This window comes from Isoptericola sp. AK164 (assembly GCF_029643425.1).
GTDB lineage: Bacteria > Actinomycetota > Actinomycetes > Actinomycetales > Cellulomonadaceae > Isoptericola > Isoptericola haloaureus.
Genome location: NZ_CP119106.1, coordinates 61,949 through 77,357, shown reverse-complemented (window position 1 = coordinate 77,357; position 15,409 = coordinate 61,949). Strand labels below are relative to the sequence as shown.

Sequence of the window (15,409 nt, the reverse complement as noted above, 5' to 3'; positions counted from 1 at the left end):
ACGGCCCAGGGCCCGGCGGGCCCGGCCGGCGCAGCGGCGCCGCCCCTGACCGCTCGTCCGTCGGGGACTCGTCACGTCGTCGTGAGACGCTCGACGGACCTGCCGTCCGCAGCCCCCAGGAGGAACCCGTGCGCGCGATCGTGTTCACCGAGCTCGGCGGACCCGAGGTCCTGCACCCCGCCGAGGTCCCGGCGCCGGAACCGGCCGCCGGCCAGGTCCGTGTGCGCGTCGAGGCAGCCGCCGTCAACGGCTGGGACCTCAAGACCCGCGCCGCCCGGATCCCCGGCGTCCCCCTGCCGGAGTTCCCCGCCGTGCCGGGGCTGGAGGTCGCGGGCGTCGTGGACGCCGTCGGCGACGACGTGACGGACGTGCGGCCCGGTGACCGCGTCGTCGGGTTCGCCGACACCGGCGGGTACGCCGAGCTGGCCCTGACCTCCATCTTCGCCCCGGTCCCGGACGGCCTCGACCCGGTCCGGGCCGTCACCGTGCCGGTCTCGGCGGAGACGGCGCGTCGCACGCTGCGTGTGCTCGGGGTGGCCGACGGCGAGACCCTGCTCGTGCACGGCGCGTCCGGATCGGTGGGCGAGCTCGCCGTGCAGCTCGCCCGACGCCGGGGTGCGACGGTGATCGGCACCGCGTCGCCGGCGAAGCAGGATCGCGTCACGACGCTCGGCGCGACGGCGACCACCTACGGGCCGGGCCTCGTCGAGCGGGTGCGGGACCTGGCGCCGTCGGGCGTCGACGCGGTGCTGGACACCTCCGGCGCGGGCGTCCTGCCCGACTCGATCACGCTGCGCGGCGGGACGGACCGCATCGTCACCATCGCGGACCCGGCGGCGTCCGACCTCGGGATCACCTTCAGCTCCGGCGCCCGGCGCGACCGCGACGCCCTGGCGGAGGACGTCGCCGCCCTCGCGCGCGGCGACCTCACCACGACGCTCGGCGAGGTCCTGCGGCTCGACGAGGCGGCACGCGCCCACGCGCTGGTCGAGAGCGGCCGGGGCGACGGCAAGGTCGTGCTCGTCCCCTGAGCCGCCTCCCCACGTTCAGCCACCACACCGCATTCGTCTCACCATGCGACATCGCTTGTCCGCGGGATGAACTGCCCCGTAGGGTCGGACGACAAGCCATCCAGAGCGGCCGAGAGTCCTGGCTCGACGACGCCGCAGCAACCCGTTCTCCGACGGAAGCCTCCCGAGGACGAAGGTGCTCAACACCAGGCCCGATGGAGTGACGCATGGTCGCCGAGGCACCGACGTACCCGTACCGCCCGACGGTGAGCTTCGAGCTCATGCCGCCGCGGCGGCCCGACGCCGCACCCAGGTTCTGGGAGACGGCACGCCGGCTCGTGGCCGCGCGCCCCGACTTCGTCTCGGTGACCTACGGCGCCGGCGGCGGCGACCGCGACACCGCCCGCGACGTCGTCTCCCGCCTGCTGGCCGGCACTCCGGTGCTGCCGATCGCCCACCTGACCTGCGTGGGCGCCTCGCGGGAGAACGTCTCGGAGGTCGTCGACGAGTTCCTCGAGGCCGGCGTGCGGTCGTTCCTCGCGCTGCGCGGCGACCCGCCGCAGGACCAGCCCGACTGGCGCCCCCCGGCCGGCGGCGTGCACTCGGCCGTGGAGCTCGTGCACCTGCTGCGCGAGGTCGAGGCCCGCCGCTGCGCCGCGGACCCGGCCGCCGCCGTGCGCGGCGCCGCCCGCCCGTTGACGATCGCGGTGGCCACCTTCCCCGACGGCAACGTCCAGGCCGGGACGACCCGCACCCAGGAGGTGCACCGCCTGCTGGAGAAGCAGCAGGCCGGCGCCTCCTTCGCCATCACCCAGTTCTTCTACGAGGCCGACTCGTACACCGACTTCGTCGCCGAGGCCCGCGCGGCCGGCGTGACGATCCCGATCCTCGCCGGGCTGCTGCCCACGACCGAGCCACGTCGGCTCCGTCGTGTCGAGGAGCTCACCGGCGTCCAGGCGCCCCAGCACCTGCTGGACGCCCTGGACGCCCGGCCGGACCCGGAGGCGCAGTACGCCTACGGGACCGCGTACGGCACCGAGCTCGCCCAGCGCGTGCTCGACGCCGGCGCCCCCGGCCTGCACGTGTACACGTTCAACAAGTACCGCCCCGCTCTGGACCTGCTCGAGGGTGTTCACCTCGGCGGCCGGACGACGACGCCCGACGACGCAGCGCCCGACGTCCGAGACCTGGCCGGCCGGCCGTGGGTACCGAGCATCCCGACCCCCGCACCGGCCGTCCCCTGACCCGACGTGCCGCTCCCCCGCGCCGCCGACCGCGTCGCCGGGGTGCGCCGTCGTCCCCAGAGGCCGCCCGCGTGCCCGCGAAAGGACTGCTCATGACCTCTCCGACCCCCACCGACACCACACCGTTCACCCGCGGCACGATCCTCGGCTACCCGCGGATCGGCCGTCGCCGCGAGCTCAAGCGCGCCGTCGAGGCCTACTGGGCCGGCCGCACCGACGTCGTCGACCTCGAGGTCGCCGCCGGCGCCCTGCGCCGCGAGACCGTGCAGCGGCTCGTCGCGCTCGGCCTCGACCCCGACGACGGGTCCGTCCCCGGGACCTTCTCCTACTACGACCAGGTGCTCGACGTCGTCGCGCTGCTCGGCGCCGTCCCGGCCCGGTTCCGGGACCTGATCGACGACGAGGACGACTCCCTCGACCTGGACGGCTACTTCACCGTCGCCCGCGGCCGCGGCGAGGACGCCCCGCTGGAGATGACCAAGTGGTTCGACACGAACTACCACTACCTCGTCCCCGAGATCAGCGAGGCGACGCCGATCTCGTTCGCCGACCACCGCATCGTGCGCGAGTACGCCGAGGCCAAGGAGGCCGGCGTCACCACGCGCCCGACGCTCGTCGGCCCGGTGACGTTCCTCGCCCTGTCGAAGGCGGCCGACGACGCCGGTGACGGGTTCCACCCGCTCGACCGGCTCGACGACGTCGTGGCCGCGTACGCCGAGCTGCTGCGCGCACTGGCCGCCGTGGGCGTGCCGTGGGTCCAGCTCGACGAGCCCGTGCTCGTGGCGGACACCGTGGACGCCGATCCGGCGCGGGTCGACGCCGCGATCACGTCGGCCTACCGCGCCCTGGCGACCGACCTCGCGCCCGCGTCGGCGGACGACGCCCTCGACGTCACCCCGGAGCGGCCGCGCATCCTCGTGGCCGCGCCCTTCGGCGGGCTGGCCACCGCGGGCGCCGACGGCGCACCGGCGCGGGACGGGCTCGCCCTGCTGGCCGCGACCGACGTCGACGCGATCGCGATCGACCTGGTCAAGGGCGCGGTGCCCACCGGGTCCGGCCCCGACGGGACCGTGCCGGGCCTGGCCGGCAAGACGCTCGTGGCCGGCGTCGTCGACGGGCACAACGTGTGGCGCACCGACCTCGCCGCGCGCCTCGGCACCCTCGACGCCCTGCGCGGGCTCGGCGCCGGATCGCTCGCCGTCGGCACCTCGACGTCCCTGCTGCACGTCCCGCACGACGTCGACGACGAGACCTGGGACGGCCCCGCGGCCGAGCGCGCGGGCCGCACCCCGGCGCTGCGGCGGTGGCTGGCCTTCGCCGACCAGAAGGTCGCCGAGGTCACCGTGCTCGCCCGGGCGATCGCCGACGGACCGGAGTCCGTGCGCACCGAGCTCGACGAGGCGAGCGCCGCGCTGGCCGACCGCGCCGCCGCAGCCGGCGTCGTCGTCCCCGCCGTGCGCGAGCGCCTGGCCGCCCTCGCCCCGGCCGACTTCGAGCGGGGTGCGCACACCGAGCGCGTCGCCGCCCAGCGCGACCGCCTCGACCTGCCGCTGCTGCCGACGACGACGATCGGGTCGTTCCCGCAGACCCCCGAGATCCGCCGGACCCGGTCCGCGTGGGCGAAGGGCGAGCTGGCCGACGACGCCTACCGCACCGCGATGCGCGAGGAGATCGCCCGCGTCGTCGCGCTGCAGGAGGACGTCGGCCTCGACGTGCTCGTGCACGGCGAGCCGGAGCGCAACGACATGGTCCAGTACTTCGCCGAGCTGCTCGACGGGTTCGCGACGACGGACCTCGGCTGGGTGCAGTCCTACGGGTCGCGGTGCGTGCGCCCGCCGATCCTGTGGGGTGACGTGACCCGCCCGGCGCCGATGACGGTCGAGTGGACCCGGTACGCCGCGTCCCTGACGTCGAAGCCGGTCAAGGGCATGCTCACGGGGCCGGTGACGATCCTGGCCTGGTCGTTCGTGCGCGACGACCAGCCCCTGGCGGACACCGCGAACCAGGTGGCGCTCGCCCTGCGCGACGAGGTGAGCGACCTCGAGGCCGCCGGGACCGCCGTCGTCCAGGTGGACGAGCCGGCGCTGCGCGAGCTGCTGCCGCTGCGGCGCGCGGACCAGCCCGCCTACCTGGCGTGGTCGGTGGGGTCGTTCCGCCTGGCCACGGCCGGGGCCGCCGCGTCGACCCAGGTGCACACCCACCTGTGCTACTCCGAGTTCGGCGAGGTCATCGGCGCGATCGACGGCCTGGACGCCGACGTGACCTCCATCGAGGCGGCGCGCTCACGCATGGAGGTCGTCCCCGAGCTGCACGAGGCCGGGTACGCCCGCGGCGTCGGCCCCGGCGTCTACGACATCCACTCCCCCCGGGTGCCGTCGACGGCGGAGGTCACCGAGCTGCTCGGGCTCGCGGCGTCGTCGATCGACCCGGCGCTGGTGTGGGTCAACCCCGACTGCGGGCTCAAGACCCGCGGGTACGCCGAGGTCGAGCCGTCGCTGCGGCACCTCGTCGAGGCGGCGCGGACGGTGCGCGCCGGCCTCTGACCGCTCGCGGGGCCGACGGCTCGGGAGAACGGCCTGGACGTGGCGGGCCGCCTGTGTGACGATCGCAGGCGGCCCGCCGTCCGGGTGGGCCACCGGAGAGTCCGACACCGAGGAGCGAGTGATGCAGCGCGTCACAGGGAGCGGGGTGGCCGCGGAGGCCTGCTCGGCCGACGCCGCCCCGCGGGCCCCACGACGCTGACAGCCGGGATCGGCCGGTCGGCGCGGGGCCCGGGTTCCAGCCTGCCCTGACCCCGCTCACCGAAAGCCGACCCATGATTCCCCTCACCGAGACCCAGCTCCGCGCTGCCCTCGTCAACGCCACCCGCAGCGAGCGCCAGCGCCTGCTCCCGCCCGACCTCGAGGCCCAGCGGTGGGACCGCCTCGAGTACCTCGGCTGGCGCGACCGCAAGCAGCCGCTCGCCGCCTACGTCGTCGCCGAGATCGACGGGGCACCGACCGGCATCATCCTGCGCGCCCCCGAGACCGGCAACCGGCGCTCCGCGATGTGCGCCTGGTGCGAGCACGCCGGCGACCCCGGCGACGTCGCGATGTTCGTCGCCCGGCGCGGCGGGGCGTCCGGCCGCAAGGGCAACACCATCGGCACGCTGATCTGCACCGACTTCCGGTGCTCACGCAACGTGCGGCGTCGCCCGACCCTGGCCGAGGCCGGGGCCGACGACGACGGCGCCCGTGCCGCCGTCGTCGAGCGCCGCATCGCCGGGCTCACCTCGCGCGTGACCGCGTTCGTGGAGCAGGTGCGCAGCACCGTCTGACCCGCTCACCGTCGCGTCACCCGCTCACCGTCGCGTCACCCGCTCACCGTCGCGTCACCCGCTCGCCGTTGCGTCACCCGCTCGCCGTTGTGGGCATGAAATCTGCAGTCCTGAGCGGCTCAGGACTGCAGATTTCATGCCCACAACGGACGTGCGGTCAGCGCTCGGTGCCGCCGATCATCGGCAGGCCGAAGGCCAGCCCGACCGCGACGATGCCGCCGGTGAACACGAACGGGGCGAGCGAGGGGTCGGCGACCGCGCCGACACCGATGAGGACCAGCCCCGCGACGAAGAGCACGAAGGAGACGATGATGCGCCCGAGCATGGCCCCGGGGGCGTCGTTCTGCGGGGCGCGGTTGACCTGGAAGTCGCTCATGGGACCAGCGTAGCCCGCACCGTCCGGGCGACGCCGCGCCGTCCGCCGTCGCTGTCAGGACGTCACGGCAGTCGCGGCCGCCGCACGGCCTCCCCCGCGCGTGACGGATCGAGCGCCACGGGGCTGACCAGCACCGCAGGTCCTCGCCGCAGCACCCCGTCGGAGACCGGCGTGCACCGCACTCCCCCACGACCCCGCATCGCGGCGTGCACACCCGGGGCCAGCATGCGGTCCATCCACGGGCACGGGTTCGCCGGGCGGCCGCCGTGCAGGGTCACGGTGGCGTCCCGGGACCGGAGCGTGAATTCGTGCCCGATCAGCGGCGCGAGCTGGGCTCCACGGAGCACGACGTTCCGGCGGGTCAGCAGCGGGTCGAGGGGCCCGGTCCCCAGCTCGCGGGCGATCTCCTCGAGGGCCTCGGCGGCGAACACGGTGACCGCGGCGTCCATGTGCGCCGCCTTGCCGAAGAACCGGTCCCCCACGATCCCCTTCCCGGCGACGACCTCCGCCTCGTCCCGGTCCGACGTCGGCACGTGCGCGGCGCCGTCGCGGGGCCGACCGAAGTAGGCGTGCTCGGGAGACACGAGCAGGTGCTCGATCTCGACCGCGTACTCGAAGGCCGCCATGCGCCCGAGTCTCGCACCGTCCGGCTCTCGACGATGAGTCGGTGCCGCCGTCGGACAGGCTGACGTTGCCTACCTCGGCCGAACGTTGCCTACCTCGGCCGAACGTTGCCTACCTCGGCCGAACGTTGCCTACCTCGGCCGAACGTTGCCTACCTCGGCCGAACGTTGCCTACCTCGGCCGGATCTTGCCTACCTCGGCCGAACGTTGCCTACCTCGGCCGAACGTTGCCTACCTCGGCCGAACGTTGCCTACCTCGGCCGAACGTTGCCTACCTCGGCCGGATCTTGCCTACCTCGGCTGGAGGGTCTGCGCGAGCTCCTCGACGATCCGCACGTCCCCGTCGAGCCAGTGCACGTCCCACAGGGAGCCGGCGTCCAGCCAGCGCAGCTCGTCGTGCTCGACGAGCGGTTCCGGAGCCCCGGAGACCACGCGGGCGAACCAGAGCCGCAGCACGTGCCGGTCGGTGATGAACCAGCCGCCGTCGTCGGGACCCACGACCTCGTCGCCGAGGTCGACCCCGACCCCGAGCTCCTCGTGCAGCTCACGGTGCAGGGCGTCGACGGGGTGCTCCCCCGGCTCGGCCTTGCCGCCGGGGAACTCCCAGCGTCCGGCCAGCTCGGCGGGCTGCGACCGTCGCGCGGCGAGCAGACGACGCGGACGCTCGGTGGCGTCGACGATCGCGGCGGCGACGACGAGGCGACGAGTCATGGCGGGAGTCTGTCATCCCGCGGCGCACTCGTGCCGTCGTCGACGTCACACTCCTGCGACGGACGTTCCTCGCCACCGACATCCCCCGACTAGGTGGCGAGGCGTCCGTCGCCGCGGATCAGCTCGACCCGAGGCCGGCCCGGCGAGCCCAGGCGACAGCGTCGGCCCGGGTGGAGACCCCGAGCTTGCGGTAGACGCTGCGCACCTGCGACTTCACCGTGTTGCGCGTCACGTAGAGCTTGCTGGCGATCTGCTCCAGCGTCACGTCCTCGGACAAGTTCGACAGCACGACCTGCTCCCGGCGCGTCAGGCTCGGGCTGAGCGAGGGGCGCTCCAGTTCGATAGCACTCATCGTTCCGTTCCTCCATGACGGCCGCCGATCGCTGACGATCGACCTGGGGATCTGCCGTCATGGATGTGAGAGGGGAACGGAGCCTCTTCATGACGCGGGTCACGTCGAGGAACGGCGCCACGACCCCCGTCACGACACCCCTGCGGCACCGGGCCACCCCTCCGCGACCCGTCGTCATCGCAGGTCAGAGGCGCGAAGAGGGTCATGGCCGCGAGTTCCCCGAACCTACATCACGATTCGATCACGACATCGCCGGAGTGCCTCCGGACGCCGTCATCCGGCGTGCTGGGCGTACTCCTCGGCACTGAGGAGCTGGCCCTCGCCGGACACCTCGACCTTGAACAGCCAGCCCGCGCCGAACGGCTCGGAGTTGACCAGGGCCGGGTCGTCGACCGCCGTGTCGTTCACCTCGACGACGGTCCCGGACACGGGCGAGTACAGCTCGGAGACGGACTTGGTGGACTCGATCTCGCCGACGACGGTGCCGGCCTCGATCTCGGCGCCCACCTCGGGCAGCTCGAGGTAGACGACGTCGCCGAGCGCCTCGACGGCGAAGGAGGTCACGCCGACGGTCGCCGGGGTGCCGTCGTCGATCCACTCGTGCTCGACGGAGTAACGCAGGGTGCTGGGGTAGTCGGCCATGCTGGGGCTCCTCGGTTGCAGGACGGGGTCTTCGGGGACGGGGGGGTCGGTCGACGCTCAGCCGCGACGGTAGAACGGCATGGCCGTCACCACGAACGGTTCGGCCCGGCCGCGCACGTCGACGGCGAGCTCGGTCCCCTCCGCGGCGACGTCGGGGCGCACGTACGCCATGGCGACCGGGTGGCCGAGCGTCGGCGAGGGCACCCCGGAGGTGACCGTGCCGACCTGCTCCCCCACGCCGCCGCCGTCGGTGGTGCGCACGACGGTGTACCCGGAGCGCGCGGGACGGCGTCCGGTCCCGCGCAGGCCGACGAGCACGCGCTCCGGGTCGGCCTCGCTGCGGGCTGCCAGGGCCTCGCGCCCGACGAAGTCGACCGGCGTGCCGTCGTCGTGCGCCTTGTCGAGCTTGACGATGCGGCCGGCCCCCGCGTCGTAGGGCGTCGTGGTGGTGTCGAGCTCGTTGCCGTACAGCGGCATGCCGGCCTCGAGCCGGAGCGAGTCGCGGGCCGCCAGCCCGGCGGGGACGAGTCCGTACGGCTCGCCGGCGGCGAGCAGCGCCCGCCACAGCGCGACGGCGTGCGGGGTGTCGACCCAGATCTCGAACCCGTCCTCGCCGGTGTACCCGGTACGAGCCACCAGGACGCCCTCGGCGCCGAACCGCATCCCGAGGCAGGCGTAGTAGCGCAGGTCGTCCAGCGCCGTCCCGCCGGAGATCTCAGGATCCTCGGTGAGGACCTCGCGCAGGATCTCCTCGGCGCGCGGACCCTGCACGGCGATCAGGGCGAGGCTCGCGGAGATGTCCCGCACGGCGACGTCGAACCCGGCCGCGCGCTCCAGCATCGCCACGAGCACGGCGTCCGCGTTCGCCGCGTTGGGCACGGCGAAGTACTCGTCGGTGCCGTTGTGGTAGACGATGAGGTCGTCCAGCACTCCCCCGTCGTCGGCGCAGATCATCGTGTAGCGCGCCCGCATCGGGCGCAGCGCCGAGAAGTTCCCGACCAGCGCGTGGTCGAGGAACGCCGCGGCCTCCGGGCCGGTCACGCTGATCCCGCCCATGTGCGACAGGTCGAACAGGCCCGCCGCGCCGCGCACCGCCCGGTGCTCGGCCAGGTCGGAGGTGTACCGCAGGGGCATGTCCCACCCCCCGAACGCGGTCAGGTGGGCACCGAGGGCGACGTGCTCGTCGTGCAGCGGCGACTTCTTGGTGGTCATGGGTCCCTCAGCTCTCCGCGTAGGCGTCGACGGGCGGGCAGGAGCACTGCAGGTTGCGGTCGCCGTGCGCCTGGTCGATCCGGCGCACCGGCGGCCAGTACTTGCCGCGGCGCAGGCTCGCCACGGGGAACGCCGCCTGCTCGCGCGTGTACGGGTGGTCCCACTGGTCCACCATGACCGATGCGGCCGTGTGCGGCGCGTTGCGCAGCGGCGAGTCCTCGAGCGGCCACCGGCCGGCCGCGACGGCGTCGATCTCGCCGCGGATGGCGATCATCGCGTCGACGAACCGGTCGAGCTCGCCGAGGTCCTCGGACTCGGTCGGCTCGACCATGAGCGTGCCCGCCACGGGGAACGCCACCGTCGGGGCGTGGAAGCCGAAGTCGATGAGCCGCTTGGCGACGTCGTCGACGGTCACGCCGGTCTCCGCGGTGATGTCGCGCAGGTCGAGGATGCACTCGTGCGCGACCAGTCCGTGGTCGCCCGTGTAGAGCACCGGGTAGTGCGGGGCGAGGCGGGAGGCGACGTAGTTGGCGGTCAGCACCGCGTGCTCGGTGGCCGAGGTGAGCCCGTCGGGTCCCATGAGCGCCAGGTAGGCGTACGAGATCGGCAGGATGCCGGCCGAGCCGTGGCGAGTCGCGGAGACGGGCGGCACCGCGCCGGCCGGCTGCGGCTCCCCCGTGCCCGACGGCGTGGGGTCGCCGGGCAGGAACGGCACGAGGTGCTCGGCGACGCCGACCGGGCCGACGCCGGGTCCTCCCCCGCCGTGCGGGATGCAGAACGTCTTGTGCAGGTTCAGGTGCGACACGTCGCCGCCGAACCGTCCCGGCCGGGCCAGGCCGACGAGCGCGTTGAGGTTCGCGCCGTCGATGTACACCTGACCACCCGCGTCGTGTACTGCAGCGCACACATCCTGGACGTGCGGCTCGTAGACGCCGTGGGTGGAGGGGTAGGTGATCATGATCCCGGCCACGCGACCGTCGTGCTTGGCGAGCGCGGCGTGCAGGTCGTCCAGGTCGATCTCGCCGTCGGCGGCGGTCCTGACGACCACCGCGCGCAGACCGGCCAGCGTCGCCGAGGCCGCGTTGGTCCCGTGGGCCGAGGCCGGGATGAGCACCACGTCACGCTGCTCCTCGCCGCGCGAGGCGTGGTAGGCCCGGATCGCCAGCAGCCCCGCGAGCTCGCCCTGGGAGCCGGCGTTGGGCTGCACGGACACCGCGGCGTAGCCGGTGATCTCGGCCAGCCACCCCTCGAGCGTGCCCACCAGCTCGGCGTAGCCGCGGGCCTGGTCGGCCGGGACGTACGGGTGCAGGTCGGCGAACTGCGGCCAGCTGATCGGCTCCATCTCGGCCGTCGCGTTGAGCTTCATCGTGCACGAGCCCAGCGGGATCATCGTGCGGTCCAGCGCGAGGTCCTTGTCGCCCAGCGCCCGCAGGTAGCGCAGCATCGCGGTCTCGGACCGGTGGCGGTGGAAGACCGGGTGCTGCAGGTAGTCCGTGGTGCGCAGCAGCGCGTCGCCGAGGGCGGCCTCGTCGGCGGCGTCGGCCGGGGAGGCGTCGAACAACGCGAGCAGCGCCGCCACGTCGTCGGCGGTGGTGGTCTCGTCGCACGCGATCTGTACGTGATCCGCACCGTCGATGTACAGGTTGTACCCGGCCTCGACGGCGGCGGCGCCGACCTCGGGGGCGCGGCCGGGGACGGCCACCCGGACCGTGTCGAAGAACTCGTCGTGGACGACCTCGACACCGGCCGCCCGCAGCCCCGCGGCCAGCGACAGCGCCCGGCCGTGCACGCGCTCACCGATCGCGCGCAGCCCCTCGGGGCCGTGGTACACCGCGTACATCGAGGCCACCACGGCCAGCAGCGCCTGCGCGGTGCAGATGTTCGACGTCGCGCGCTCACGCCGGATGTGCTGCTCGCGGGTGGCGAGGGCCAGGCGGTAGCCGATCTCGCCGTCGGCGTCGACCGAGACCCCGACGAGCCGGCCCGGGAGCTGGCGTTCCAGGCCCTTGCGCACGGCGATGTAGGCCGCGTGCGGCCCGCCGTGGAAGAGGGGGACGCCGAACCGCTGGGCCGAGCCGACGGCGACGTCCGCACCGAGCTCGCCGGGGGAGCGGAGCATCGTCAGCGCGAGCGGGTCGGTCGCGACCGTCACCTGGGCCCCGCGCGCCTTGGCCTCGTCGACCACCGTGCGCAGGTCGAGCACCCGGCCCGAGGCGCCGGACTGCTGGACGACGACGCCCACGAGGTTCCCTGCCGGCAGCGCGGTCCCGGTGGCCTCCAGGGCTTCCAGGCCGGCGTCGAGGCCGTCGGAGAGGTCCGCGACGACGACGGGCAGCCCGACGGCCTCCGCCCGGCCACGGGTCACCGCGAGCGACTGGCCGAACAGCTCGGTGTCCAGCACGACGTAGCCCTGCTTGGCCCGGGAGGCCCGCCACATCAGGGCGACGGCCTCGGCCACGGCGGTGGCCTCGTCGAGCAGGGACGCGCCGGCGATCTCCAGCCCCGTGAGGTCCTCGATCACCTGCTGGAAGTTGAGGTGCGCCTCCAGCCGGCCCTGGGAGATCTCCGGCTGGTACGGCGTGTAGGCCGTGTACCAGGCGGGGGACTCCAGCACGTTCCGACGGATCACCGCCGGCGTGAACGTCGGGTAGTAGCCCTGCCCGATCATCTGGCGCTTGACCACGTTCTTCGCCGCGACGGCGCGCAGGTGGTCCAGCACCTCCGCCTCGGTCCGCGCCGGCGGCAGGTCCAGCGCGTCCGGCTGGCGGATGGCGGACGGGACCGCGGCGTCGACGAGCGCGTCGAGGTCGGTGTACCCGAGCTGGTCCAGCATCGCGGCGGTCTCGTCGCCGCGCGGTCCGATGTGACGGTCGGCGAAGACGTCCGGGTCGAAGGGGGAGTGGGTCACGAGGAGCGCTCCGAGGGTCGGTGGGCCGGGACCCTCCCCGCTCTGTCATGGGCCTGAGAGTTTGGCCGTGCCGCACGTGGCGACGCGGTGTGCACCGTCGGCGGGCCCGCCGGTGCGGACCGCTTTCCAGAGTTGCCTCACCGTGGCGGTACAGGGGCCTGAGAGATTCCCGGGGAGGGGTCTTGCTCCTTCGGCGCTGCCGACGGGCGGCAGACTCTCCCGGCACGGTTCGAGCGGCGTGTTCGGTTGTGGTCGAGCGGTCGAGCGCCGCCAGTCTACCCGGCCGCCCGCGCCGCCCCCGGCCGGGAGCGGATCAGGTGAGCTCCAGGTCGCGGGCGACCTCCACCATGGTGTCGACGACGGCACGCACGGCGGGGCCCGGCTCGTGCCGCGTCGAGCGGTGGCGCACCACGATGCGGCGCGTGCCGAGACCCGGCATGGCGACGACCTCGGCCCCCTCGGGAGCCTCGGAGCGGCGCACGGCGAGCGCCGGCAGCATCGCGATGCCCTGCCCGGCGTCCACCAGGGCGAGCGCGGTGTCGAAGTCGAAGTAGGCGTGCCGGACGCTGAGCGTGGTGCCGAGGGTGCGGCCGAGGCGACGCAGCGCACGGTCCGCCGCGGTGTTCTGGACGGCGCCGATCCACGGCATGTCGCGCAGGTCGTCCAACCGTTCGGGTCGGGGCAGCGCGGACGGCACGACGAGCAGCCAGGGCTCGTCGAGCAGGGGGATGTCGTGCGCGCCGCGGGGCGCGGGGGAGTCGACCTCGACGTCGCGCTCGAGCAGGACGACGTCGAGGTCACCACCCCGCAGCATGCGGATGGCGTCCGCCGGCTCGTGCTCGCGCACGTCCAGGGTGACGCCGGGGTAGTTCTCGGCGAACGGTCCGAGCAACGGGGCGACGACGGACCGGATCGCGGACTGGAACGCGCCGATGGTCACCGTGCCGCTCACACCCTCGCCGAGGTTGGCGATCTCCTGGTGGGCCTCCAGGAGCTCGGCCTCGATGCGTTCGGCGGCGTCGGCCAGCACCCGGCCGGCCGGGGTCAGGCTCACGCCTCGGGGGCCGCGGTCGAGGACGGGAAAGCCCTCCTCGGCCTCTAAACGGGCGATCTGCTGGGACACCGCCGAGGGGGTGACATGCAGAAGATCTGCTGCCGCGAGCACGCCTCCCGACCGGTGCACGGCAAGGAGGAAGGCAAGTCTTCGTGGGTCGGTGGCCATGTAGAGATACTAACCTGCTTCAAAAGTTTTGTTCGATTGTCCTGAAGCGGATTCGTGTTCCAGAATGGTGCCCGCGCCGCTGGAAGCACACGCTTTCCGCCCCTCGGGCCGGACCCCGGCGCACCCCCCACAACGGCGCGTCCCAGGACACGTCCGTCCCCACACCTGTGAAGGAGGCTAAGCATGTCGCAGACCCTGTCGCTCGTCATCACCGGGCTCGGGTGGTTCGGAGCTCTGATCGGACTCGTCGCGTATGCGATGGTCTCGAAGGGTCGCTGGGCCCCGAACTCCCTGCCGTTCCAGGTGGCCAACCTGACGGCCACCTCCACGCTGTTCCTCGTGGCCGCCGTCGAGGGCGTCTGGCCCTCGGTCTTCGCCAACGTGGCCTGGATGGTCATCGGCGTGCAGGCCCTCGCGGTCATCCGCAAGGCCCGCCGCACCGGCCGCGCCGTGACCCGCGTGGACGTCGCCCCCCGCGAACCCGCGGCCGAGCACGTCGGCGCCGTCGCCCCTCCCGTGCTGCGGTAGGCGGACCCGACCCGCCGACCGCCCCCCTCCGGGATCGTCCCGGTGCGGGGGCGCTGTCATGTCCGGGGCACGCCGTCCGTGCGCACCAGCCCGTCCTGCCAGGCCACGATGCGGTCGACCGCCCGCGCGACGGTCGACGGGTCGGCAGCGAACGACAGCCGGACCCAGTCGCCGCCCGCGCGGCCGTCGAAGTCGGTCCCGGGCGTGATCGCGACGTCCGCCTCGGCCAGCAGCCGCGAGCAGTACGTGACCGCGTCCAGGCCGAACCGCGAGATGTTGCCGTACAGGTAGAACGCGCCGTCCGCCGGGGCCACCGGCCGCCAGCCCAGCTCGTCCAGGCGCTCCAGCAGCGCGGCCCGCGAGGCGCGGTAGCGCGTGACGTTGTCGGCCGCCGCCTGGTAGCCGGCGGGGGAGAAGGCGGCGATCGCCGCGTGCTGGGCCAGGGCGGGAGGGGAGAGCGCCACGTTGCCGGCCAGCGCCCCGACCGGGGCGACCAGCTCCTCGGGCAGCACGAGCCAGCCGAGCCGCCACCCCGTCATCGCCCAGTACTTGGAGAACGAGTTGACGACGACGGCGCCCCGCCCGTCGTGCACGGCCGCCGTGGCCTGGCCGAGCTCGGTGCCGTAGGCGATGCCGTGGTAGATCTCGTCGCTGACCAGCCGGACCTCGTGGTCGGCGCACCAGCGGGCGACCGCGTCGAGCTCGGCCGGGGGGATCATCGTGCCCGTCGGGTTCGCCGGGGACGCCACGATCAGACCGGCGAGCGGACCGTCGGCCGTCACCTGGTCGAGCTGGGCGACCGTGGGCTGGTACCGCGTCTCGGGGCCGCAGTCGATCTCGACGACCTCGCAGCCCAGCGCCGCCAGGATGTTCTTGTACGCGGGGTAGCCCGGCCGGGCGAGCGCGACGCGGTCCCCGACGTCGAACGCGGCCAGGAACGTCAGCACGAACCCGCCGCTGGACCCCGTGGTCACGGCGATCCGGCCCGGGTCGACGTCGAGGCCGTACCACCGCCGGTAGTGCCCGGCGATCTCCTCGCGCAGGGCGGGCACACCCATCGCCTCGGTGTAGCCGAGGTCGGCGCGCCGCAGGATCTCCGCGGCGCGTTCGCGCACGACGTCGGACGCCCCCGTCGACGGCTCGCCCGCGCAGAGGTTGAGGACGTCGTGCCCGGCGCTGCGTCGCGTGTTGGCGGCGGCCAGGACCTCCATCACGGCGAACGGCGGGACCTGGCTGCGGCGCGAGACCTTCATGCCCCCATGAT

General features: G+C 73.9%; 14 protein-coding genes and 2 riboswitches. Of the genes, 5 read left to right on the top strand and 9 right to left on the bottom strand.

Annotated elements, in window-relative coordinates; translation table 11 throughout:
* Positions 1-128 precede the first annotated feature (128 nt).
* From PO879_RS00380 to PO879_RS00365, 4 genes are all read left to right on the top strand, one after another.
* Positions 129-1,031: an NADP-dependent oxidoreductase gene (locus PO879_RS00380; RefSeq protein ID WP_278235967.1), complete on the top strand. Its 903-nt coding sequence runs from the start codon at positions 129-131 to the stop codon at positions 1,029-1,031.
* 93 nt (positions 1,032-1,124) lie between these two features.
* A riboswitch (SAM riboswitch) is annotated at positions 1,125-1,232 on the top strand.
* A gap of 5 nt (positions 1,233-1,237) precedes the next feature.
* Positions 1,238-2,254, top strand: coding sequence for a methylenetetrahydrofolate reductase (locus PO879_RS00375; protein WP_278235966.1), 1,017 nt, complete (start codon positions 1,238-1,240; stop codon positions 2,252-2,254).
* Between the two features lie 92 nt (positions 2,255-2,346).
* Complete coding sequence (gene metE / locus PO879_RS00370) at positions 2,347-4,797, top strand: 5-methyltetrahydropteroyltriglutamate--homocysteine S-methyltransferase (RefSeq protein WP_278235965.1); 2,451 nt, start codon at positions 2,347-2,349, stop codon at positions 4,795-4,797.
* Between the two features lie 272 nt (positions 4,798-5,069).
* Complete coding sequence (locus tag PO879_RS00365) at positions 5,070-5,570, top strand: FBP domain-containing protein (RefSeq protein WP_278235964.1); 501 nt, start codon at positions 5,070-5,072, stop codon at positions 5,568-5,570.
* 157 nt (positions 5,571-5,727) lie between these two features.
* Here PO879_RS00365 and PO879_RS00360 read toward each other — a convergent pair whose 3' ends face one another.
* The 8 genes from PO879_RS00360 to PO879_RS00325 all read right to left on the bottom strand — a co-directional run bounded on the left by PO879_RS00360 (position 5,728) and on the right by PO879_RS00325 (position 13,617).
* Complete coding sequence (locus tag PO879_RS00360) at positions 5,728-5,946, bottom strand: hypothetical protein (RefSeq protein ID WP_278235963.1); 219 nt, start codon at positions 5,944-5,946, stop codon at positions 5,728-5,730.
* A 62-nt stretch (positions 5,947-6,008) separates the two neighbouring features.
* Complete coding sequence (locus PO879_RS00355; RefSeq protein ID WP_278235962.1) at positions 6,009-6,572, bottom strand: MOSC domain-containing protein; 564 nt, start codon at positions 6,570-6,572, stop codon at positions 6,009-6,011.
* A gap of 289 nt (positions 6,573-6,861) precedes the next feature.
* The gene (locus PO879_RS00350) at positions 6,862-7,281 is read right to left on the bottom strand and encodes an NUDIX domain-containing protein (protein ID WP_278235961.1); all 420 of its coding nucleotides are present in this window, start codon (positions 7,279-7,281) and stop codon (positions 6,862-6,864) included.
* Between the two features lie 118 nt (positions 7,282-7,399).
* Positions 7,400-7,633, bottom strand: a complete 234-nt coding sequence (locus tag PO879_RS00345; RefSeq protein WP_278235960.1) for a LuxR C-terminal-related transcriptional regulator — start codon at positions 7,631-7,633, stop codon at positions 7,400-7,402.
* Positions 7,634-7,906: 273 nt separating this feature from the next.
* Complete coding sequence (gene gcvH / locus PO879_RS00340) at positions 7,907-8,275, bottom strand: glycine cleavage system protein GcvH (RefSeq protein ID WP_278235959.1); 369 nt, start codon at positions 8,273-8,275, stop codon at positions 7,907-7,909.
* A gap of 57 nt (positions 8,276-8,332) precedes the next feature.
* The gene (gene gcvT / locus PO879_RS00335; protein WP_278235958.1) at positions 8,333-9,487 is read right to left on the bottom strand and encodes a glycine cleavage system aminomethyltransferase GcvT; all 1,155 of its coding nucleotides are present in this window, start codon (positions 9,485-9,487) and stop codon (positions 8,333-8,335) included.
* Between the two features lie 7 nt (positions 9,488-9,494).
* Positions 9,495-12,395, bottom strand: coding sequence for an aminomethyl-transferring glycine dehydrogenase (gcvP, locus tag PO879_RS00330; RefSeq protein ID WP_278235957.1), 2,901 nt, complete (start codon positions 12,393-12,395; stop codon positions 9,495-9,497).
* 136 nt (positions 12,396-12,531) lie between these two features.
* A riboswitch (glycine riboswitch) is annotated at positions 12,532-12,627 on the bottom strand.
* 81 nt (positions 12,628-12,708) lie between these two features.
* Positions 12,709-13,617: a LysR family transcriptional regulator gene (locus PO879_RS00325; RefSeq protein ID WP_278235956.1), complete on the bottom strand. Its 909-nt coding sequence runs from the start codon at positions 13,615-13,617 to the stop codon at positions 12,709-12,711.
* 183 nt (positions 13,618-13,800) lie between these two features.
* Between PO879_RS00325 and PO879_RS00320 the strand changes: the two genes are divergently transcribed.
* Positions 13,801-14,145 (top strand): hypothetical protein, encoded by a 345-nt coding sequence (locus tag PO879_RS00320; RefSeq protein WP_278235955.1) that lies wholly within the window; start codon positions 13,801-13,803, stop codon positions 14,143-14,145.
* A gap of 56 nt (positions 14,146-14,201) precedes the next feature.
* On the opposite strand, the gene PO879_RS00315 is transcribed toward PO879_RS00320, so the two are convergent.
* Positions 14,202-15,398: an aminotransferase class I/II-fold pyridoxal phosphate-dependent enzyme gene (locus PO879_RS00315; protein ID WP_278235954.1), complete on the bottom strand. Its 1,197-nt coding sequence runs from the start codon at positions 15,396-15,398 to the stop codon at positions 14,202-14,204.
* Positions 15,399-15,409: the final 11 nt, after the last annotated feature.